Source organism: Nesterenkonia sp. NBAIMH1, from assembly GCF_007922635.1.
Lineage (GTDB): Bacteria > Actinomycetota > Actinomycetes > Actinomycetales > Micrococcaceae > Nesterenkonia > Nesterenkonia pannonica.
The window spans coordinates 522,604-544,553 of sequence record NZ_CP042335.1; the positions used below are offsets into that span (position 1 = coordinate 522,604).

Genomic DNA, 21,950 nt, shown 5'->3' on the forward strand with positions numbered 1-21,950 from the left:
CTACACGACGGAGCGCTGGAAGATGCGCACAATGGAGCGCAGCGCCAGCAGGCATCCGCTGAAGGCGAAGCCGACCCCGAGGACCTCATAGAGGCTCAGCGGGCCGAGCACGTCTGTGCCGCCCTCGGTGGTCAGCAGCAGCGCGGCCACCAGCAGGGCCGCCACGGCGATGATGGCCCCGATCCCGTCGTCGACCAGGCCCCGAACGTAGGCGCGGTCCCCGCTCCATGCGAAGGGCCGGGCGTCGACGGTGAGACGGCCCTCGGCGAGCGCTGAGGTGACCTCTTCGACGCGCATCGGCATGCGGCGGGCGATCGCGGAGGAGACGGCCGCGGTGCCGAGCGACTGGGCAGCAAGCCGCCCAGGAGAGTTGAGGCGGCGCATGATGCTTCCCATGCGGCCGCGGGCTGCTTCGAGCAGCGACATGTTCGGGTTCAGCAGCACCAGTGAGGACTCGACGGCGGCCAGGCTCCTGAACGCGGCCGTGAACCCTGCAGGCACGCCGATGCCATGGTCGCGGGCGAGTTCGAACAGCCGTCCGAAGAGGCCTGCGTCGACCTCGTAGCTGCCCTGGACGAGCGCGATCTCCCGACCGATGTCTCGCTGCAGCTGCGTGTGGTCGACGTCGTCGGGGACGTCGAAGCCGAGCACGAACGCGTTGGCGGCGGTGACGGCGTCGTCGTTGACGATCCCGTAGAGCAGCGTGGCCAGGACCTGCCGCGCCTCCGAGTCCAGGACCCCGATGGAGCCGAAGTCCAGCAGCCCGAGCGTGCCGCTGTCCAGGAGCATGATGTTGCCGGGGTGCAGGTCTGCGTGGAAGATCCCCCGGATGAACACTCCTTCGACGAGCGCCGAGACGAGATCGTCCGCCAGCTGCTCCCTCACGTCGGTGTCCAGCCGCTCAATGCGGCCATGCGCCTCACTGATGGGGATGCCGGCCAGCCGGGAGACCACCAATACTCTGGAGGTGGTCAGTTCGGGGACGGGCACGGGGGTGCCGATGCGGTCGACGTCCCTCAGTGCGTGCTCCAGGGCGCGGGTGTTGGTCAGCTCCTCGCGGTAGTCGAGCTCCCGCCGGATAGTCTCCATCAGCTCATCGACGAGGCTGGTGAGGTGCATGTTCCGCGCCCATTCGAATCTCTGCGACGCGATCTTCGCAGCGTGGCGCAGCACCGCGATGTCGTCCCGCACCTGTGCTCGGGCGGCCGGCCGCTGCACTTTGACGACCACCTCCCGGCCGTCGTGGGTGCGCGCCGCGTGGATCTGGGCGACGGAGGCTGCGGCCATCGGCTCGGGGGTGAAGCTGGCGAACAGCTCCTCGGGGTCCGCGCCGAGCTCAGTGCGTATGACCCGGCGCACCTGCTCCAACGGGATGGGTGAGGCGTGGGCCTGGAGGGAGGCCAGGGTGCGGGTGACGTTGTCCGACAGCAGGTCCTGACGGGTGGCGAGGAGCTGGCCCATCTTCACGAACGTCACCCCTGAACGGTTGATGGCCGTGACGAGGGAGTCGGCGAAGTCCTGGTGGGCCGGTCCTGTGCGCAGCACCCGGGTCAGACCTGAGGAGGAGGCGATCTTGGCCAGCTGGGCGATTCTGCGGGTGCGTCGGATCCGCGAGTAGGTGCGGCGGGCGAGCTGCGGCAGCGAGGGCACGGAGGCTGTGGGGACCAGGGCCTCGAGCGCCACCAGCAGGATGAGTGAGGCGACTTGGATCCACAGCAGGGCCAGCAGCATCGATGCCAGCAGTGCCGGTCCGCCGGCGTCCCATACGCCCTCGTCGTCCACCAGCCCGAGGGGCCGAGCGAAGAGCAGGCCCAGGGGCCACAGGCTGATCACCGCCGCCAAGCAGGAGATCGCGGTTCGGGTCAGCCCTGTCTTGGTTCCCAGGGCGCGCCGCGTGGAGAGGATGAGCCCCGCGGTGAGCAGCAGCCCGGTCACCGCCAGCGCGATGATCTCAACGACAGTCACGGCACCAGCTCCCCCGTGAAGACAATCGTCGCCGGACCCGCAAGAGTGACCTCTTCGGCCCCGTCCTGACGCGCGGCGAAGCTCACGGTGAGCTCCCCGCCGGCTGTGGCGACCTTCCATGCGTCGACGCCCTCATCGGCGGCCCAGACCCTCGTCGCCGCGGCCGCGGCGCAGGCTCCCGTGCCGCAGGAGAGGGTCTCGCCGACGCCCCGCTCGTGGACCCGCATCCGCACGTGGCCGATGCCGTCCTGCACGAGCGGGGACCCCGGGACGACGAACTCCACGTTGGTCCCGTGCGGCGGCGTCGGCTCGACGGTGGGTGCGCTGGTGAGGCTCAGACGATTGAGGGCAGCGTCGTCGGGCAGGGCCACGACGGTGTGCGGGTTCCCCATGGAGATGCTGAGGGCGGGGCGGGGCTCTGCCTCGCTGGCGGCTTTGACGAGCGAGTCGCTGGCCTGCTCGGCGGCCATCTCGGGGTCGATGAAGGACCAGACGCCCATTCCCACCGCGTATCCCTCCTCCACGCGTCGGACGGCTCTGAGCCCGGATCGGGTCATGATGGGCAGCTCGTCGCCCTCCGTGAGGGTGACGAGGCCTTCGGCGACGAGGAAGTGGACGAGGGCGCGGACTGCGTTGCCGCACATCTGCGCCATGGAGCCGTCGCTGTTGACGTAGTCCATGAACCACACCGGTGCGTCGACGGTGCTGGTCATCGAGTGCTCGTCCAGGAGTCTGCGTCCTTTTGCCATGAGGTGGGCCGGCACCGCCCGGATCAGTCCGTCGGCGCCCACTCCGAGGTGTCTGTCGCATACTGCGGTGACGAAGCCGTGGTCCAGGTCCATCTGGCCTGCGGGGTCGGCGAGGAGCACAAAGTCGTTTCCCGTGGCGTGGGCCTTGGTGAACTGCATCCTTCTACCTAACCATGGGCGGCGGAGCTGATGATGCGCATCGCCTGCTCAAGGCGGTCCGTCTCCAGCGCCGGAACCCAGGCGATGCGCCGGTCGGCGCGGAACCATGTGTCTTGGCGGCGCGCGAGCTTCCGGGTGGCGTTGATGGTCTGCTCGACGGCTTCGGCGTGGGTGTGCTGGCCGTCGAGGACGGCGAGGAACTGCTGGTAGCCGATGGCGCGTGAGGCGGTTCTGCCGTGACGCAGCCCTTCGTGCTCCAGTGCGCGCACCTCATCGGCCAGCCCGTGGCGCACCATGTCGTGCACGCGCTGACCGATCCGTTCTCTGAGCACCGGTCGGGGCACGTCGGTGCCGAGCTGAACGACCGGCTCCACGGAGGGCTCGTACCGGTGCGGGGGCATGAAGGCGGTGAAGGTGCCGCCGGTGATGCGCACCACTTCGAGGGCGCGGATGAGGCGGCGGTCGTCACGGATCACGGCCTCGGATGCGGGGTCTTTGGCGCGGAGCTCCTCACGGAGGGCCTCGCTGCCCCTGTCGGTGAGCTCCTGCTGCAGCTGGGTGCGGACCGTGTGGTCGGCAGGTGGGAAGTCGATGATGTCCATGGCTGCCCGGACGTAGAGGCCGGAGCCGCCGACGAGGATGGGGGTGCCGCCCCGGCTCCGGATCTCGGCGATCTTCTGCCGCGCCAGCGGCTGGTATTCGGAGGCTGCGGCTTCCTGTGAGACGTCGAGGATGTCGAAGAGGTGGTGGGGTATGCCGCGCATCTCGTCTTCGGTGACCTTGGCGGTCCCGATGTCCATGCCGCGGTAGAACTGCATGGAGTCTGCGTTGATGACTTCACCGGGCGCGCCGGTCTCGGCCAGCCGGTGGGCGAGCTCGACGGCGAGTCCCGACTTTCCGGAGGCGGTAGGGCCCACCACCGTGATCAGGGGTGCGGTCACCGCGGCGCTCAGACTCGGACGCTGCCGGCAGGCGGGAGGCTGGGCATGCCGAGGGAGACGGAGGCCGGTTTGGTGCCGTCGACCTGAGTGGTGCCCACTCCGCACGATTCGGCCTGCCAGCGGTCCCAGGCCTCGCCTGCGCGGGAGCGGCGCAGCGCGTACTCCTCGGGCTGGGGATCGGCGATGAGGTGCGCTTTTCCGCCCTGGGTGATGGGCACGGTGACGAAGTCGCCGGGGCGGGGCTCCGGGCTGCCCGTGGGGACGGCGAAGTGGGCGAGCCGGTTGTCTGCCGCACGCCCCGTGAGGCGGGACGTCTGGGCGGATTTGCGTCCGGAGTCTGCGGTGACGAGGAGCTCCTGGCGCGTGCCGACGAGCTTTCTGTTCTCTTCTCCGGAGATTCGGTTCTGCAGGGCGATGAGCCGCTCGAAGCGCTCTTGGACGACTTCTTTGGGGAGCTGCTCGTCGAACTCAGCGGCGGGGGTTCCGGGCCGCGGGGAGTATTGGAACGTGTAGGCGCTGGCGAAGCGGGCCTCCTCGACGACCCGCATGGTCTCTTGGAAGTCCTCTTCGGTCTCACCGGGGAACCCGACGATGATGTCGGTGGTGACGGCTGCGTGGGGCATCCGGTCCCGCACCTTCTCCAGGATGGAGAGGAACCGGCTGGAGCGGTAGGACCGGCGCATCGATTTGAGGATCCGGTCTGAGCCGGACTGCAGGGGCATGTGCAGCTGGGGCATGGCGTTGGGCGTCTCTGCCATGGCGTCGATGACGTCGTCGGTGAAGGAGGCTGGGTGGGGGCTGGTGAAGCGCACCCGTTCAAGACCTTCGATGTCGCCGCAGGCGCGCAGAAGCTTGGCGAAGGCTCCGCGGTCGCGGAATTCGACGCCGTAGGTGTTGACGTTCTGGCCGAGCAGGGTGACCTCCACGGCGCCGTCGTCGACGAGCGCCTGGACTTCGGCGAGGATCTCGCCGGGCCGGCGGTCCTTCTCCTTGCCGCGCAGTGAGGGCACAATGCAGAAGGTGCATGAGTTGTTGCACCCGACTGATATCGACACCCAGCCCGAGTGCACGGATTCGCGCTTGGTGGGCAGGGTGGACGGGAAGGTGTCGAGGGATTCGAGGATCTCCAGCTCGGCTGCGGCGTTGTGCCGCGCCCTTTGGAGGAGCGTGGGAAGGGATCCGATGTTGTGGGTGCCGAAGACCACGTCGACCCAGGGCGCCTTCTCCAGGACCGTGTTCTGGTCCTTCTGGGCGAGGCACCCGCCGACGGCGATCTGCATCCCTGGCTGCACGTCCTTGGTGCTCTTGAGCTGGCCGAGGTTCCCGTAGAGCCGGTTGTCGGCGTTCTCCCGCACTGCGCAGGTGTTGAAGACCACCAGGTCAGGGCTCTGCCCCTCCTGCGCCTCGACGTAGCCGGAGCTTTCGAGGAGGCCGGAGATCCGCTCCGAATCGTGGACGTTCATCTGGCAGCCGAAGGTGCGCACTTCGTAGGTGCGGACAGCGCCAGCGGTCGGTGCGGAAAGGTCCTCGAGGGTGTCTGTCATCGGCTCTGCTCAGGTGGGGTGGCGGGTCAGGAACAAGAGGAGAGTCTACGCGGCGCGGGTGTCCAAGGCATCCCTGACGACCGTGAACGCGGCGCCCGGGCTGTGGCCGCGTCGGGCGAGCATGTCCACCAGCCGGCGTGTGATCTTGTCCCGCTCCTTGCGCTCCTCCGGCGCGTGGCCGGAGGGCACTGCGACTCCTCGCAGCTTATTCTCCACGAGTTCGCGCGCTGCCGCTTCCTGGTCCTCCACACTGAGCTGGTCGAGGGCGGCCTCGATGTTCTCGGGCTCAATGCCTTTGTCCTGCAGCTCGCGGCGCAGCGCGGAGGCGCCAAGGCCTTTGAGCTCGTGGCGTGTGCGCACCCATGTGTGCGCGAACGCTTCATCGTCGATCAGTTGGACGGCCTGCATTCTGTCCAGCACGCTGACGATGGTCTCTTCGGGGAATTCCTTCTCGCGCAGAGCCTGGGCCAATTGATGGCGGGACTTGGGCGATCCGGTGAGCTTCCGCAGCACCAGTGCGCGGGCCTTCGAGTACTCCGAGACCTCTTCGTGAGCCCCTGGGGGCTCCTGCCGACTCCCCTTCCCGGAGCCGGCAGGAGCCTCAGCGGCCTTCGCGTCGAACAGGTCGGAGCGAAGTTCTCCAGACTCCAGCTTCTCGAGAGTCTGGCGGAGCTTGTCCAGCTTGTCTGGCTGTGCACCCTCAGGGTCAGCCATCAGACGGCCTTCAGCTCAGGGCCCGATTCCTCGCCTTCGGTTTTGATGATGCCGAGCTTCTCCTTGATGCGGCGCTCGATCTCATCGGCGAGGTCGGGGTTGTCCTTGAGGAAGTGGCGGGCCTTCTCCTTGCCCTGGCCGAGCTGATCCCCTTCGTAGGTGAACCAGGCGCCGGACTTCTTGACCAGGCCATTCTCCACGCCCACGTCGATCAGGCCGCCCTCACGGGAGATGCCCTCTCCGTAGAGGATGTCGAACTCGGCCTGTTTGAACGGCGGAGCCATCTTGTTCTTCACGATCTTGGCCCGGGTGCGGTTGCCGACGGCGTTCACACCCTCCTTCAGTGTCTCGATGCGTCGCACATCGACACGGACTGAGGCATAGAACTTCAGGGCCTTGCCGCCGGACGTGGTCTCCGGGGAGCCGAAGAAGACTCCGACCTTCTCGCGGAGCTGGTTGACGAAGATCGCTGTCGTCTTCGTCTGCGCCAGGCGGCCGGTGATCTTTCGCAGCGCCTGCGACATCAGGCGGGCCTGCAGGCCCACGTGCGAATCGCCCATCTCGCCCTCGATCTCAGCGCGAGGCACCAGTGCGGCCACGGAGTCGATGACGACGATGTCCAGCGATCCGGACGAGACCAGCATGTCCATGATCTCCAGGGCCTGCTCACCGGTGTCCGGCTGGGAGACCAGCAGAGCGTCGGTGTCCACGCCCAGCTTGGCGGCGTAGGCGGGGTCGAGCGCGTGCTCGGCATCGATGAACGCCGCAATGCCGCCGCTCTTCTGGGCGTTGGCAACGGCGTGGAGGGCGACCGTCGTCTTGCCGCTGGACTCGGGGCCGTAGATCTCCACGACACGGCCGCGGGGGAACCCGCCGATGCCCAATGCGGCATCCATGGAGATCGATGAGGTCGGAATGGCCTCGATAGGAGCGCGGGTGTCATCGCCCAGACGCATCACCGACCCCTTGCCGTACTGCTTGTCGATCTGGGCAAGGGCCGCTTCCAAGGCCTTCTCGCGGTCAGGGCTTGCTGCCATGATTCACCTCACGGGGTTGTGGTCTGTGGGTACGCGATCGAGACTACGGCGGACCTATGACACGTGCTGTGTCATCACCATGAAAAGGTGCGGGCCGGCGTGGCCGCCATCGCGACGCTGCGTCACTGCAAGACTCTAGTCCCGGATCGAACACATATTCGAACCAACACGCCGACCGCGCCGTCGTCGGCTCCGGGGCAGGTCGGCTCAGTCGCGCTTCAGCGGAACATCCGCGCCGAGAAGTCGCTCCTCGGGCACGTCCTGCTGCCTGCACAGCGCCTCCCACACACGGCGTGGCTCGACCCCGGCCCTCAGCGCCTGCTGCGCGGTGAGCTGGTACTCACTGATGACCAGCTCACCGGCGAGCACGGGGGCGTAGCCCGCGCCGAACTCGCCCTCCATGAGGGACCAGAACCTCGACTCACGCACCGATGAGCTCGTCGGTTCCAAACTCCTGCTGAAACTCAGCGGGGACGGTATCGGGAATGGTGATGCCTTCGGCCACTGCGATGCGCTCGGCGACCTGGAAGAGCATGACGGCCAGAGGCACGTTCAGCGCAGCGCAGATCGACGCCAGAAGCTCCGAGGAGGCTTCCTTCTGACCGCGCTCCACTTCGGAGAGGTAGCCCAGCGAGACTCGCGCATCATGGGAGACGTCACGCAGTGTGCGTCCCTCCTCCTGGCGGATGCTGCGCAGCACATCACCGATCTCCTGGCGCATCGTCACTCCCTTGGACTCTGGGGCTTCTGCTCGGGGGAGCTGCTCCTCGGCGTCCTTCCACCGGGTGACTCCGTTGACGGTGACTGGCTGTCGCACCATGTGCTGACTCCTTGCTGAGCGGCTGCGGCTGAGGCTCGGACTTTTTTCGGACTGACCTAGAACAACGGAAGGGGCGGCTGACTTGTTCCCACAGTAGCCGCAATGGGCTGAGAGCGGGAGCCCCCGCGGGGCTTGGGGCTCACGGCTGGTCCGTCCCCACGATCCCCTCAGGTTCGGTGAGGAGCAGATCGTAGGTCAGCTTCAGGGCCCCCTCCAGGGAGGCGTCCCTGATGTGCTGGCGCGTGCTGTCCACGTCGTCGTCGGGGGCCAGGTCGAGCAGGAGGGCGCCGGTGAGCCAGTCGCCGTCGAGCTCGTGGGGATGGGCCTCCGGCGGCAGCGTCAGGCTCAGACGCGATGCTGTGTCCTTATGGAGTGCGAGGCCCAGGTACACGGTGCCGACGTCCTTGCCCTCGTGGGGAGCCGGACCGGCCACCCCTGTGGTGGAGACTCCCACCTGTGCCCGGCATCTGCGGGCCGCACCGCGGGCCATGTAGGCGGCGACCCGGCCGTCCACGGCTCCGCATTCCTGCAGAACCTCGCGCGGGACCTCCAGGACCTCTTCCTTGACCAGGACGGAGTAGGAGACGATTCCACCCTGAAGCACCTCTGAGGCTCCCGGCACATCAGCGATCCGCGCGGACAGAGAGCCGGCTGTCAGCGACTCGGCGGTCGCCAGGGTGATTCCGCGGTGGGCGCATCGCTGCACCAGCTCCACCGGGTCCTGCCTGCGGCTGGCGTCCTCGGCCACGTGGACTGCCGGCCCCTGCACGGTCATCGTGCTGCGCGCCTGATGCGCATCGCCTGGACGACGTAGTCGATGCCTGTGACCACAGTGACCACGGCGGCGACGATGACGATCCACAGGGCCACGGTGCTCAGCCATCCGGCGATGACGGCCAGGGGCAGAAGCATCAGCTGCAGCCCCGCGGCCTGGAGCACCGTCTTGAGCTTGCCGCCCCGGGAGGCGGGCATGACCTGGGTGCGGATCATCCACATGCGAAGCAGGGTGACGCCGACCTCGCGCACGAGAATGACGATGGTGACCCACCAGGGCAGCTCCCCCAGCACGGAGAGCATGACGAGCGCCGACCCGATGAGCAGCTTGTCGGCGATGGGGTCCGCGATCTTGCCGAAATCCGTCACCAGATTACGTGCGCGCGCGACGTCGCCGTCGATCTTGTCGGTGATGACCGCGAGGGCGAAGACCGCAGCCGCGACCCACCGCCAGATGTCCTCCTGGGGCTCGAGGCCCTCCGCGTCCAGCAGCAGCGCCGCCACGAAGACCGGCACCAGAGCTATGCGCAGCATCGTCAGCACATTGGCGATGTTCCACAGCGGTACGCGGCGATCATCCATACCTGCGACTCTACAGCCTCGACCCCCTCAGATTCCTGGCAGATAGGGCCTGCTCAGCCCCTGCCGCTCAGCCTCTTCCGGTGAGCTCCCACGCGTCCTCGGCACCGTCAGAATCGTGGCCGTCGTAGTAGTCGGCTGCCTTCGGGATCTGCTGGGTCCGTTCGGCCAGATCGGCGGCGATGAGGTCCTGGACCTCGCCGGTGTGCACGGTGCCTGTGGTGCCTCCCTGGGGAGGTGCGCCGGCCGGGGCCTGCTGCGGCTCGGGCACCGCCGTGCCCTGTGCCGTCTCCACGCCGACGGCCGCCCCGTTGTAGGGCTCCTCGTCCTGCGGAGCGTCCTCGCCCTTGATGGTCGCCAGCACATCAGGGAGCTCGTCCGGGGGCACGAGGACGTCGCGGGCCTTCGACCCTTCGGAGGGGCCGACGACCCCGCGCGACTCCATGAGGTCCATGAGCCGGCCCGCTTTGGCGAAGCCGACCCTGAGCTTGCGCTGCAGCATGGAGGTGGAGCCGAACTGCGTGGTGACCACCAGTTCGGTCGCGGCCAGCAGCAGCTCGAGGTCATCGCCGATGTCCTCGTCGATGTCCTTCTTCTTCGGCTCCATGGCCTTCACAGCATCGTCGACGTACTGCGCCTTCAGCTGCGACTTCACATGCTCAACCACCGCATGGACTTCGGACTCGTTGACCCAGGCGCCCTGCACACGCATCGGTTTGGAGGCGCCCATGGGCAGGAAGAGGGCGTCGCCCTGGCCGAGCAGCTTCTCCGCGCCGACGGAGTCCAGCACCACGCGGGAGTCGGTGGCAGAGGAGGTGGCGAAGGCCATGCGGGAGGGCACGTTGGCCTTGATGAGGCCGGTGACCACGTTGACCGAGGGGCGCTGGGTCGCCAGCACCAGGTGGATGCCCGCAGCGCGCGCGAGCTGGGTGATGCGCACGATGCTGTCCTCGACATCCCTGGGGGCGACCATCATCAGGTCAGCCAGCTCGTCGACGATCACCAGCAGGTAGGGGTACGGGCGGAGCACGCGCTGGGAGTCGGGCGGCAGCTGGATCTTTCCGGCGCGCACCGCCTTGTTGAAGTCGTCGACGTGCTTGTAGCCGAAGTGGGCGAGGTCGTCGTACCGGTTGTCCATCTCCTTGACGACCCATTCCAGCGCCTCGGCGGCCTTCTTGGGGTCGGTGATGATGGGCGTGATCAGGTGAGGGATGCCGTCGTAGCCGGTCAGCTCGACCCGCTTGGGGTCCACCATGACCATGCGCACCTCATCCGGGGTGGCCCGCATCAGCACGGAGGTGATCATCGAGTTGATGAACGCTGACTTGCCGGCTCCCGTCGCACCGGCGACGAGCATGTGGGGCATCTTCGCGAGGTTGGCCACGACGTAGCCGCCCTCGACGTCCTTGCCCACTCCCATCACCATCGGGTGCTCGGTGCGGCGTGCTGCGTTGGAGCGCATGACGTCGCCGAGCGCTACGACTTCCTTGTCCCGGTTGGGGATCTCGATGCCGATCGCTGACTTGCCGGGGATCGGGCTGAGGATGCGCACCTCGTTGGATGCCACGGCCAGGGAGATGTTCTTCTCGAGGCTGGTGACCTTCTCCACCTTGGTGCCAGGGGTGAGCTCGACCTCGTAGCGGGTCACGGTGGGCCCGCGCGAGAAGCCGGTCACCTGCGCCTCGACCTTGAACTGGTCGAAGGTGTGGTTGAGCGCCTCGACGATCTCGTCATTGGCGGCCGTGTGCTCCTTGGGCACCGGGCCGGCGGGCAGAAGCTTCTGGTCCGGCAGGGTGTAGGTGACGTCGCCGGCGAGCTCCAGCTGCTCCGAGCGGACGGGGAAGTCGGTGATGGGCGCCGGCTTCTCCGGCTCGTTGGTCATGGGGATCGATCCCGCAGACGACGAGGCGCCGTCCTTGGGCGCCGCGGCCGCCTTCTGGCCGACCATCTCCTCATAGTCGTACAGGCCCGCGGCCTCCTTGGCCGCCTGGATTTCGCGCTGCTGCTTGGTGGGCCGCTTGGTGCCGGGCTTCGGAGCCGACTCATCGTTCTGCGCCGGCTCCACCTGCACGGGCGAATCGTAGGCACCCTCTGGGGCGCTCTCCGCAAGGATCTCGGTGGCCTGGGTCTGCGCGGCCTCGTCCTCTTCGGAGTCGCTGCTCCCGATCTTGGAGAAGAAGCCGGGGCGCTGCGACTTGGCCTTGGTCTTGGACTTGGGCGCCTGCGGGCTCACGCCGGTGTACTGGGCGGTCTGCTGCTGCGAATCGCCGCCGGAGGGCATCTGCTCGGCGTCGGCGTCCTCGGAGCGGGCAGGGCGCGGCGCCGCCTCGCCGATCAGGTAGTGGCGTGCCACGTCGATCCGCTCGGGGATGCGGCGGACGGGGGTGTCGGTGAGCACCAGGATCCCTGCGATGAGGATGGCGCTGAGGATGAACCACACCGGGTAGGCCGTCACCAGGGAGGCCATCGGCACGGCCACGAGGTAGCCGATCACGCCGCCGGAGCTGAGCATCTGCTCGAAGCCGCCGGCCTCTCCCTGCTCGAAGGTCTCGTTGATGCTCGGCAGACCCGCTGCGAGGTGGGCCAGGCCGGCGCCCGCGGCGAGAATGATCGCCAGGCCCAGCGCGACGCGCCCGTTATTGTCATGGGCCTGCGGCGTGCGGAAGAGCCGCACGCTGGTGATGAGCAGGGCAAGGGGAAGGATCACGCTCGCCCAGCCCAATGACCCCGCAGTCAGCCGATGGATGAGCTCGGGGACCCAGTGGTCCCAGTGCCGGGCGCCCCACCAGTCGACGACGGCGGTGAGTGCGGCCAGCAGCAGAAACACCAGGCCCGCCGCGTCGCGACGGTCGTCGGGGTGGATCTTCACCTGCCGTCCGACTCCGCGCACACTGGTCCCGACAGGGGTCGCCAGTGCCATCCACAGGGCCGTGAGGATGCGCGCGGGAAGCGGCACCTGCTCCTCAGCAGGCTGCTGCTTCTTCTTTCCAGACGTCGTCCCGCGGCCGGAGGAGCTCTTCTGTCCGGACGACCGCGAGGGGGAAGTACGTGTCGCCATACCCCCAACCTAGCGGTGAGGAGCCGACTTGACGTGTATATACGCGGCTCAGGTCTCCACGACGACAGGAACGATCATCGGTTTGCGGCGCAGCTTGCGGCTGACCCAGGACCCGATCGTGCGCCGCACCACCTGCTGGAGCTGGTGGGTGGTGTGCTCCTTGTTGGACTCGATCGCCTCGATGAGAGCCTTCTCGATCTTGGGCTTGATGCCCTTGAACACGGCGTCCTCCTCGGCCACGCCGCGGGCGTGGATGTCCGGCCCGGAGACGATGGTGCCGGTCTGACGGTTCACCACCGTGATCACCGAGATGAAGCCCTCCTCGCCGAGGGTGCGGCGGTCCTTGAGGTCGGTGTCGGTGATCTCGCCGATGCTGGAGCCGTCGACGTAGACGTAGCCGCACTCGATCTGGCCTGTGATCCGGGCCTGCCCGTCGCGCAGATCAACGACGGATCCGTCCTCGCAGAGCAGGACGCTGTCCGGGAGCACACCGGTCTCCTCGGCGAGCCGACCATTGGCGATCAGGTGCCTGGTCTCTCCGTGCACCGGCATGACGTTTCGAGGCTTCAGGATGTTGTAGCAGTACAGCAGCTCGCCGGCCGAGGCGTGCCCCGAGACGTGCACGTTGGCGTTGTCCTTGTGCACCACGTCGGCGCCGGTCTTCATCAGACCGTTGATCACCCGGTACACGCTGGTCTCGTTGCCGGGGATGAGCGAGGAGGCGAGGATGATGGTGTCGCCCTCGCCCACCTGGACCTGGTGGTCGCCGTTGGCCATCCGTGACAGGGCAGCCATCGGCTCGCCCTGGGATCCGGTCGACATGAGCACCAGCTTGTGGTCCGGCACGTCGTCGACCTTCTTGATGTCGACGAGAAGACCCTCAGGCACGTCCAGGTAGCCGAGCTTGTCGGCGATGCCCATGTTGCGGACCATCGAGCGCCCCACGAAGGCCACCTTGCGGCCGTGCTTGTGGGCCGCGTCGAGCACCTGCTGCACCCGGTGGATGTGCGAGGCGAAGGACGCCACGATGATGCGCCGCTCAGAGTCGCGGAAGTAGGACTCGATGACCGGGCCGATGTTCTTCTCCGGCGCGGTGAAGCCCGGCACGTGGGCGTTGGTGGAGTCGGAGAGGAACAGGTCCACACCCTCCTCCCCCAGGCGGGCGAAGTGCCGGAGGTCCGTGATCCGGCCGTCCATCGGCAGCTGGTCCATCTTGAAGTCGCCGGTGTGGAACACGTTTCCGGCCTCGCTGCGGATGAACACGGCCAGGGAGTCGGGGATGGAGTGGTTGACTGCGACGAACTCGCACTCGAAGGGGCCGAAGCTCTCCACGCCCCCCTCTTCGACGGTCAGCGTGTAGGGCTTGATCCGGTGCTCGGCGAGCTTGGCCTCGATGAGTGCGAGGGTGAGCCTCGAGCCGATGAGCGGGATCTGGTCGTTCTTGCGCAGCAGGTAGGGCACGGCGCCGATGTGGTCCTCGTGCCCGTGGGTGAGCACGAGTCCGACGACGTCGTCGAGCCGGTCTTCGATGTAGCTGAAGTCCGGGAGGATCAGGTCGACTCCGGGCTGCTCCTCCTCGGGGAAGAGCACGCCGCAGTCCACGAGCAGCAGCTTCCCGTTGAGCTCGAACACGGTCATGTTTCGGCCGATCTCACCGAGCCCTCCGAGCGGCACGATGCGCATCGTTCCGTTCTTCAGCTTGGGCGGGGTGATCAGTGTCTCTGTTGTCACAGGCGACTCCTCAAAGTCTCAGTAGCGGCACGGGGGTCGACGGCAGCCTCACAGCTGCCAGCCGGCCTCCCGCAGGTCGTGGAGGATGAGCTCCTGCTCAGCCTCATTTGCCTGCACCAGGGGCAGGCGAACGTCAGTGCGGATGGGGAATCCGATCCAGTTCAGGGTCAGCTTGGAGGCCACGCTGCCCTGCACGCGGGTCATCATGGCGCGGATCACGGGGCCCAGCTCGCCGTGAGCGATGCGGGCGTCCTTCAGCTGATAGTTCAGCAGCGCGTCGATCATGCGCCGGAAGGTCGGGGAGGCCACATGGCTGGTGACCGAGACCACGCCGGCGGCGCCCATCGCCATCCATGCGAGCACGTTCTGGTCATCGCCCGAGTAGATCTCCAGCTCGGTCTTGGTGAGCACCTCAGTGGTGGCCGTGATGTCGTTCTTTGCGTCCTTGAGCGACATGATGCGCGGGTGCTCGGCCAGCCGGAGGATGGTCTCGGTGGCGATCGGGATGCCGGTGCGTCCGGGGATGTCATAGATCATCAGCGGCAGGTCCGCCGCGTCCGCGACGGCCCTGAAGTGGGCGAGCACGCCGTCCTGGGAGGGCTTGTTGTAGTACGGGGTGACCACCAGCTGGCCGTCGGCTCCCGCTCGCTCGGCCTTCGCGGCCATCTCGAGGTCGTGGCTGGTGTGGTTGGTGGAGGTGCCGGCGATGATCTTGGCCCGGTCCCCCACCGCGGATTTGGCGGCGCGGACCAGGTCAGCCTTCTCGTAGTCCTCGAGGGTGGATGTCTCTCCGGTGGTCCCGGAGACCACCAGCGAGTCGTTGCCCTCCTCGACGAGCTTGTGCGCCAGGGCCTCGAACGCCTCGAAGTCGACCCGGTCATCCGCGGTGAAGGGTGTGACCATGGCAGTGGCCAGGTGCCCGAAGTAGGGGTCGGTCTGATCAGGGTGCTTGATCTCCCCCTCAGCCAGATAGGGGTCGAACTCGCGGGTGGTGTCCTGGTCGCCGGTCATACAAAGTACTGTAACGCGTGTGAAGTCTCGCACCGGCACCGAATCTCGGAGAGCCACCGGACGTCTCCTCGGCGTGGATGCCGCTCGCGGGGCCGCACTGATCGGCATGATGACTGTGCACGTGATCAGCAGCCAGAACCCGGACGGCACCGCCTCCACCGCAGGCCTGGTGCTCTCCGGCCGCTCCGCGGCCCTCTTCGCGGTGCTGGCGGGAGTGGGACTGGCCCTGATGAGCTCGCGCACCTCGGATGCGCTGACGCTCTCGTGGACGCGTCGTGCCGTGGCGGTGCGCGCCGGGCTGATCATCGTGCTGGGCGCCTTCCTCGCCCTGATGAATCACGGCGTGGCGGTGATCCTGGTCAACTACGGGCTCATGTTCCTCCTAGCGCTGCCTTTCCTGCGGCTGGGCGCCAAAGCCCTAGCTGGACTCGCGGCGGGCTTCGCACTTCTGGGCCCTGCGGCCCTCTACCTGTGGCAGAACGCATTGCGGGAGACGCTCAGCAGCCAGCCGGAGCGGCTCTGGCACTCCCCCACCTTCCTGGACCTCTCGGACAGTCCGGAGACCTTCGTGGATCCGGGCACCCTGGCGCTGGACCTGACGGTGACCGGCTACTACCCGCTGCTGGTGTGGCCGGCGTACTTCTTCGCGGGCATGGCCATCGGCCGCCTGAACCTGCGCCGCCTCTCCACGGCGGCCGCCCTGGCCGCCGCCGGTGCTGCGGGCGCTGCGGCCACCTACCTGATCGGGTGGGCGACGGTGGAGACCTCCGGCATGTTCGGCCACCTCCAGCAGCTCTCCGGCTATGAGCCGCACGAGGTGCAGGGCGCCCTGGAGACCAACGACCACCTGCTGCCCTTCATCACCCACCCGGCCTGGTTCGGCCTGGTCACCCCGCATCAGGGATCCCCGGTGGATCTCATCCACACGCTGAGCACCTCGATGCTGACCCTCGGCGTCCTCCTGCTCATCGCTGCGGCCCTCCCCTGGCTCACCGCACCCCTGGCCGGCGCCGGCGCGATGCCGCTGACGCTCTACACCGCCCACCTGCTGGTGCTGGCAGTGTGGCATCCCAGCGAAGACCTGCAGGAGACGGTCACCCCACCGATGCTCTGGACTGGGTTCATCGTCGCGTTCCTGGTCCTGGGTCTGGTGAAGGTGCTGGTGAAGAGGCGAGGGCCCCTGGAGGCCGCGACGGCAGGGGCAGCGCACGCCCTGGCCGGCCCGAAGCCCTGACCATCGCGTGAGCGCAGCGTCTCAGCGGGTCAGGATGTGCGGACGATGAGCTCAGGGGCGATGAGCGAGTAGGACTGCTCCGCACCGTCGATCACCGCGAACAGGGCATCCAGCGCAGCCTCTCCGGCGGCTTCGAAGGGCTGCCGGATGGTGGTCAGCGGCGGGGAGAAGAAGTCCGAGGCGTCCACATCGTCGAACCCCACCACCGCTACGTCCTCCGGGACCCGCAGGCCCCTCTCTGCGAGTGCACGGATGATGCCGAGGGCCATGTAGTCGTTGGCGGAGAACACGGCCTCCGGCGGCTTCGCCCCTCCGAGCAGACGCTGGGCGGCCTGGTAGCCGTCCTCAGCGCTCCACCCGCCGCGCACCAGACGCGGCAGCTCCGCGTCGGTGCTCAGCATGCGCTCCTGCCAGCCCGAGGCGCGCTCGCGCGCGTCGAACCAGGCGCTGGGGCCGGAGATGTGCGCGATGTCCGCAAAGCCTCTGCCGAGGAGGTGGTCCACGGCCAGCCGGGCACCCTCCTTCTGGTCGATGCCGACCACGTGGCGACCGTAGCCGGGCGCGATGCCGGAGCTGATCACCACCACCGGCAGCTGCTCGGCCATCTGCAGGGCCGCCTCGGCGACGGGGTCCTGGTGGGCGATGACGACGATGCCGTCGACTCCGTGCTCGGCGAAGAAGTTCATGGCGGCGTCCACTGTGGGCTTCGACGCCTCATCCACCACGGTCATGATGGTGGCGTAGTGGTGGGCCCTGGCCGCCTGCTCCACCGCCTGGGTGGTGCGCGCGGGCCCGAACGTCCGGTCCCCGGGGGCGACGACGCCTATAGTTCGGGTGGACCGGGTGCGCAGGGAGCGCGCCGCGTTGCTGCGCCGGTAGCCCAGCTTCGCGATGGCGCGCTCCACCCGGCGCCGGGTGGCTGATCGGACGGCCTCCGGCTCGTTGAGCACTCGGGAGACGGTCTGGTGGGAGACGCCGGCCTCCCGCGCCACGTCGGTCATCGACGGAGGCCGGGCGTCCCCACGGTGCTTCATCGCCGGCCCGGACCCTGACCTCGGGCGCGTGCGGCGCGCTCCATGTCGATGGCCCGGCGCATCGACTGCCGCGCACGGGTGCGATCCCCGGCGGTGTCGTAGGCCATGGACAGGCGGAACCACGATCGCCAGTCGTCGGGCTTGGCCTCTGCCTGGGCCTTGTACTTCTCGAACTGCTCGTCGGCCTGGGACCTGTTCGCGCGTCCTCCCGGGGAGCGTTCGACGACGTCCTCGGGGAGGCCTCCTTCGCGGTGCAGCTGACCGCCGAGCCGCTCGATGCCGCGGCCGAAGCTGATCTCGCGGAACAGCACCCATGAGCCCAGAATGGTCAGGGCGATGGTGCCGGCGCCGATGAGCTGGGCGGTGAGGTCCCCTGTCCGCAGGAAGCGGATGCCGATGAGCCAGGATGCCACCAGGAAGATGCCCAGCAGTCCGACCATCAGGAAGGTGAAGAACTTCGATTTCACGGTGCCTCCTTACAGTCCGAGATCGAGGTAGCCGTCGAGGCCGTGCGTCAGGCCGGGGCGCCGGGCTGCCTGACGCAGTCCCAGCAGCACCCCGGGCATGAAGCTGCCGCGGTCGAAGCTGTCGTGGCGGATGGTCAGCTGCTCTCCCGCCGAGCCGAGGAGGACCTCCTGGTGGGCGACGAGGCCGCGCAGCCGGACCGCGTGCACATGGATGTCCTCCACCACCGCACCGCGGGCGCCGCCGGGGTCGGACTCCGTGGCGTCGGGCGAGGGTGCCACGCCGGCGCTGCGCCGCGCCTGGCCCATCAGGGAGGCGGTGCGGGCGGCTGTGCCTGAGGGGGCGTCCACCTTCTGCGGGTGGTGCAGCTCAACGATCTCCGCAGATTCGAAATACTGGGCCGCCTTGGCGGCGAAGGCTGTGGCGAGCACTGCTCCGAGCGCGAAGTTCGGAGCGATGAGCACTCCCACCTCGCGGTGCTGGGCCAGCTGGGCCTCGAGCGCGGCGAGCCTCTCCTCCGTCCACCCGGTGGTGCCGACCACTGCGTGCAGGCCGTTCTCCACGGCGAAGGCGACGTTGTCCTGCGTCGCACCGGGAACAGTGAGGTCCACGATGTGGCTTGCTCCGGACTCGAGGATGCGCTCCAGCGGATCGCCTCGGCCCAGGGTCGTCGCGAGTTCCATGTCTTCGGCAGCGTCCACGGCCTTCACCGCTTCCGAGCCCATTCGTCCTGAGGCTCCCAGGACGGCCACTCTGATGCTCTTGCTCATGGGTTCAGCCTATCTCTCCGCGAGCACCGCCTCCGTGCCAGAATGTGATCGTTAACACAACGCATGAAAGTGACTCCGCCCGTGAACCGCACCACTGCACAGCTGGCCGACGGCCGCGACATCTTCTTCTACGACGACGAGACCCGCACCCGCAGCGTCCACGACGGCCGCGACATCGCCCGTCCCGAGGGCGCCAATGAGATGCGCTTCGACCCGCTGCTCGGCGAGTGGACGGCCGTAGCGGCGGCGCGCCAGAACCGCACGCACAAGCCCAGCGCCGACGCCTGCCCCCTCTGCCCCAGCACCCCAGAGCGGGCCACAGAGGTCCCGGAGGCTGAGTTCGACGTCGTCGTGTTCGAGAACCGGTTCCCCTCATTCCGCGGCGAGGCGCCCGTGCCGCCTGACGTGCTGGAGCACCTCGAGCCGGCGGAGGAGGCGGGCGGGCTCGTCCGCCCTGGGGCGGGCCGGTGCGAAGTGGTGGTGTTCACCGACCAGCACACCGGGCAGCTCGCCGAGGTCCCCGCAGCGCGCATGCGCACCGTGGTGGATGCCTGGGCGGACCGCACCGAGGCGCTGATGCGCGAGCCGGGGGTGGAGCAGGTCTACATCTTCGAAAACCGCGGCGAGGAGATCGGCGTGACGCTCCACCACCCGCACGGCCAGATCTACGGCTACCCGTTCCGCACGCCGCGGACCCAGAAGATCATGGCTCAGGCGGACGGGTTCCGGCGCCGGCACGGCAAGGACCTCTTCGACGAGATCCTCTCCGCAGAGCCTCCCCAGGGCTCCCCCGTCATTCTGGCCGGCGAGCGCTGGACCGCCATGGTGCCGCCATGGGCGCGCTGGCCGGTCGAGATCATGATCCTGCCGCACCGCAGCGTCGGCCGGCTCCACGAGCTGACGGAGGCGGAGCGGACCGAATTCGCAGCCATGTACTTGGAGGTGCTGCGGCGCGGCGACCAGCTCTTCGACGGGCCCCTGCCGTACATCTCCGGATGGCAGCAGGCGCCGCGCGGCGCCACGGGCGAGGACATGCGTCTGCATCTGCAGCTGTTCTCCATCCGCCGGGCATCGAACAAGCTGAAGTATCTGGCAGGCTCGGAGTCCGGCATGGGCGTCTTCATCAACGACATCGCCCCCGAGGACATGGCCGCGAGGCTCAGAGACGCAGGAGATGACGCATGAAGGTTCTGGTGACCGGCGGAGCCGGCTACATCGGCTCAGTGGTGACGCAGCAGGTGCTGGCCGCCGGCCACACCGTGGAGGTCATCGATGACCTCAGCACAGGCCATGCGGCGAGCGTGCCGGCCGGGGCGCGGCTGCACCGTCTGCCCATCGGCGAGGCGGCACAGGTGCTGGACTCCAGCTTCGACGCGGTGCTGCACTTCGCCGCGAAGTCCCTCGTCGGGGAGTCCGTGAGCCGGCCGGAGCGGTACTGGCACGGCAACATGGTGCAGACCCTGCACCTGCTCGATGCCATGCGTGAGGCCGGAGTGCCGCGCATGGTGTTCTCCTCGACCGCTGCGACCTACGGAGAGCCGGCCGTGGACAGCATCACGGAGGACCAGCCGACCCGTCCCACCAATCCGTACGGCGCCTCGAAGCTCGCCATCGACCACATGCTCACCGCGGAGGCGGCAGCCCACGGGCTGGCAGCGGTCTCTCTGCGCTACTTCAATGTGGCGGGAGCGGCCTTCGTCGAGGACGGCGGCGTGCTGGCGGAGCGGCACGATCCGGAGACGCACCTGATCCCCAATCTGCTGAAAGTGGCCGCCGACGAGCGCAGCTCCGCGTCGATCTTCGGCACGGACTACCCGACCCGCGACGGCACGTGCATCCGGGACTACATCCATGTGGTGGATCTGGCCGAGGCGCATGTGCGGGCACTGGACGCTGCGGAGGCTGGAGTGCATGAGGTCTACAACTTGGGCACCGGGACCGGCACGAGTGTGCGTGAGGTGATCGGTGCGGTGCGGGAGGCGACGGGGCATCCGGTGCCGGCGGAGGAGCATCCTCGTCGGCCGGGGGATCCTGCGGTGCTGGTGGCCTCGGGCCAGAAGGCTGCGGAGGGCCTGGGATGGCATCCGCGGCGAACGGTGAAGGAGATGGTGGAGGACGCATGGACGGCGTGGGAGCGATGACGCAGCGCGGCGATGCGCGGATCCGGGAGCTGAAAGAGGCTTTTCCCCGGGCTTTCGGCGCGGACCCGGACGGGGTCTGGGAGGCCCCGGGCCGGGTGAACCTGGTGGGCGAGCACACCGACTACAACGACGGGTTCGTGCTGCCGTTCGCGCTGTCTGAGACGGTCCAGGCTGCGGTGCGGGCCCGCGAGGACCGCACGGTGCGGATCCTGTCGGGGCAGCAGGAGGACTCAGCGAAGGTTGACCTGGACGCCCTGGCGCGCAGTGATGCCCTGCAGCCGGGAAGACGAGTGTCCGGCTGGGCGGCCTACCCGGTGGGTGTGCTGTGGGCACTCGAGCAGGCCGGGCACCGGCTGCGGGGCATGGATGTTCTGCTGGGCTCCTCGGTCCCCACCGGCGCGGGGCTGTCCTCCTCGGCGGCGCTGGAGTGCGCCGTCGGCCTGGCGGCGGCCGAGAGCGCGGGCATTGAGCTGGACCCACTGGCCTTGGCCCGCATGGCACAGCGGGCGGAGAACGACTACGTGGGCATGCCCTGCGGGATCATGGATCAGACGGCGTCGACGACGGGCAGGCAGGGGCATGCTCTGCTGCTCGACACTCGGTCGATGCAGCTGGAGCATGTGCCTCTGGAGCTTGAGCGCGCGGGGCTGAGCCTGCTGGTCATCGATGCGCAGGCGCCGCACCGGCTGGTGGACGGCGAGTATGCGGACCGGCGGCGCCAGTGCGAGGAGGGGGCCCGGACGTTGGGCATCGAATCTCTGCGGGTGCTGACGGATCAGGGCACCACACCGGAGGAGCTGGACGTCTCCGTGGAGGACGACGTGGTCCGGCGCAGGGTGCGCCATGTGCTGACGGAGAACGCGCGGGTGCTGGAGGCTGCCCAGCTGCTGAGGGACGGCGACCCTGCCGAACTCGGCGAGATCCTCAACGCAGCGCACGTCTCCCAGCAGGAGGATTTTGAGATCACTGTCCCGGAGACGGACCGGCTGGTGGAGACCGTCCTGCAGGCGGGTGCGTGGGGGGCACGTCAGGTGGGCGGCGGCTTCGGCGGCTGCGTGATCGCCCTGGTCCCCCAGGACGCTCATGAGGCGGTGGTCGCTGCGGCCGCGTCCCAGGCTGAGCGGCGGGGCCTGGAGGCGCCGCTGATGCTGACCGCGGAGCCTGCTCCGGGCGCGCGGCGCACCGCCTAGCAGCCCGGGCGGCGAGGGCACGATGCCCCGCGCC

At 68.3% G+C, this 21,950-nt stretch carries 20 protein-coding genes; 4 read left to right on the forward strand and 16 right to left on the reverse strand.

Annotation, left to right across the window (positions count from 1 at the left end):
* The 13 genes from FS388_RS02450 to dapA form a co-directional block, all read right to left on the reverse strand.
* Positions 1–1,965, reverse strand: a complete 1,965-nt coding sequence (locus FS388_RS02450; RefSeq protein WP_168198567.1) for an AarF/ABC1/UbiB kinase family protein — start codon at positions 1,963–1,965, stop codon at positions 1–3.
* Complete coding sequence (dapF, locus tag FS388_RS02455; protein WP_146339366.1) at positions 1,962–2,873, reverse strand: diaminopimelate epimerase; 912 nt, start codon at positions 2,871–2,873, stop codon at positions 1,962–1,964. Before dapF ends, FS388_RS02450 begins: the two co-directional genes overlap by 4 nt.
* 8 nt (positions 2,874–2,881) lie before the next feature.
* Entirely contained in the window at positions 2,882–3,814 is a 933-nt protein-coding gene (gene miaA / locus FS388_RS02460; RefSeq protein WP_371708551.1) for a tRNA (adenosine(37)-N6)-dimethylallyltransferase MiaA, read from the reverse strand.
* 8 nt (positions 3,815–3,822) lie between these two features.
* On the reverse strand, positions 3,823–5,358 hold the full coding sequence (miaB, locus tag FS388_RS02465) for a tRNA (N6-isopentenyl adenosine(37)-C2)-methylthiotransferase MiaB (RefSeq protein WP_146339368.1): 1,536 nt from the start codon (positions 5,356–5,358) through the stop codon (positions 3,823–3,825).
* Between the two features lie 45 nt (positions 5,359–5,403).
* Entirely contained in the window at positions 5,404–6,072 is a 669-nt protein-coding gene (locus FS388_RS02470) for a regulatory protein RecX (protein ID WP_146339370.1), read from the reverse strand.
* A complete protein-coding gene (gene recA / locus FS388_RS02475; protein ID WP_146339372.1) occupies positions 6,072–7,109 on the reverse strand; it encodes a recombinase RecA in 1,038 nt (345 codons plus the stop codon). Before recA ends, FS388_RS02470 begins: the two co-directional genes overlap by 1 nt.
* Before the next feature lie 207 nt (positions 7,110–7,316).
* Entirely contained in the window at positions 7,317–7,538 is a 222-nt protein-coding gene (locus FS388_RS02480; protein WP_146339374.1) for a DUF3046 domain-containing protein, read from the reverse strand.
* On the reverse strand, positions 7,531–7,929 hold the full coding sequence (locus FS388_RS02485) for a helix-turn-helix domain-containing protein (RefSeq protein WP_146339376.1): 399 nt from the start codon (positions 7,927–7,929) through the stop codon (positions 7,531–7,533). Before FS388_RS02485 ends, FS388_RS02480 begins: the two co-directional genes overlap by 8 nt.
* 139 nt (positions 7,930–8,068) lie before the next feature.
* Complete coding sequence (locus tag FS388_RS02490) at positions 8,069–8,704, reverse strand: CinA family protein (protein ID WP_146339378.1); 636 nt, start codon at positions 8,702–8,704, stop codon at positions 8,069–8,071.
* Positions 8,701–9,285, reverse strand: a complete 585-nt coding sequence (pgsA, locus tag FS388_RS02495; protein ID WP_146339380.1) for a CDP-diacylglycerol--glycerol-3-phosphate 3-phosphatidyltransferase — start codon at positions 9,283–9,285, stop codon at positions 8,701–8,703. Before pgsA ends, FS388_RS02490 begins: the two co-directional genes overlap by 4 nt.
* A gap of 67 nt (positions 9,286–9,352) precedes the next feature.
* Complete coding sequence (locus tag FS388_RS02500; protein ID WP_146339382.1) at positions 9,353–12,340, reverse strand: DNA translocase FtsK; 2,988 nt, start codon at positions 12,338–12,340, stop codon at positions 9,353–9,355.
* A gap of 48 nt (positions 12,341–12,388) precedes the next feature.
* On the reverse strand, positions 12,389–14,023 hold the full coding sequence (locus FS388_RS02505) for a ribonuclease J (RefSeq protein ID WP_146341832.1): 1,635 nt from the start codon (positions 14,021–14,023) through the stop codon (positions 12,389–12,391).
* 96 nt (positions 14,024–14,119) lie between these two features.
* Positions 14,120–15,082: a 4-hydroxy-tetrahydrodipicolinate synthase gene (gene dapA / locus FS388_RS02510; protein ID WP_146339384.1), complete on the reverse strand. Its 963-nt coding sequence runs from the start codon at positions 15,080–15,082 to the stop codon at positions 14,120–14,122.
* Between the two features lie 19 nt (positions 15,083–15,101).
* Between dapA and FS388_RS02515 the strand changes: the two genes are divergently transcribed.
* Entirely contained in the window at positions 15,102–16,316 is a 1,215-nt protein-coding gene (locus FS388_RS02515; protein WP_146339386.1) for a heparan-alpha-glucosaminide N-acetyltransferase domain-containing protein, read from the forward strand.
* A 29-nt stretch (positions 16,317–16,345) separates the two neighbouring features.
* On the opposite strand, the gene FS388_RS02520 is transcribed toward FS388_RS02515, so the two are convergent.
* Genes FS388_RS02520 through dapB form a run of 3 tightly spaced genes read right to left on the reverse strand, consistent with a single transcriptional unit; the run spans position 16,346 to position 18,585 of the window.
* On the reverse strand, positions 16,346–17,317 hold the full coding sequence (locus FS388_RS02520; RefSeq protein WP_168198568.1) for a LacI family DNA-binding transcriptional regulator: 972 nt from the start codon (positions 17,315–17,317) through the stop codon (positions 16,346–16,348).
* Between the two features lie 29 nt (positions 17,318–17,346).
* Positions 17,347–17,817 carry a tetratricopeptide repeat protein gene (locus FS388_RS02525; protein WP_246836271.1) on the reverse strand — a complete coding sequence of 157 codons (471 nt, stop codon included), beginning with the start codon at positions 17,815–17,817 and terminating at the stop codon, positions 17,347–17,349.
* A 9-nt stretch (positions 17,818–17,826) separates the two neighbouring features.
* Complete coding sequence (gene dapB, locus FS388_RS02530) at positions 17,827–18,585, reverse strand: 4-hydroxy-tetrahydrodipicolinate reductase (protein WP_146339390.1); 759 nt, start codon at positions 18,583–18,585, stop codon at positions 17,827–17,829.
* Positions 18,586–18,666: 81 nt separating this feature from the next.
* Here dapB and galT point away from each other — a divergent pair, with 81 nt between their 5' ends.
* The 3 genes from galT to galK are packed head-to-tail and all read left to right on the forward strand — an operon-like array spanning position 18,667 to position 21,916.
* Positions 18,667–19,770: a galactose-1-phosphate uridylyltransferase gene (galT, locus tag FS388_RS02535; RefSeq protein WP_210410222.1), complete on the forward strand. Its 1,104-nt coding sequence runs from the start codon at positions 18,667–18,669 to the stop codon at positions 19,768–19,770.
* Positions 19,767–20,726, forward strand: coding sequence for a UDP-glucose 4-epimerase GalE (gene galE, locus FS388_RS02540; protein ID WP_146339394.1), 960 nt, complete (start codon positions 19,767–19,769; stop codon positions 20,724–20,726). Before galT ends, galE begins: the two co-directional genes overlap by 4 nt.
* Positions 20,705–21,916 (forward strand): galactokinase, encoded by a 1,212-nt coding sequence (galK, locus tag FS388_RS02545; protein ID WP_246836272.1) that lies wholly within the window; start codon positions 20,705–20,707, stop codon positions 21,914–21,916. Before galE ends, galK begins: the two co-directional genes overlap by 22 nt.
* Positions 21,917–21,950 lie beyond the last annotated feature (34 nt).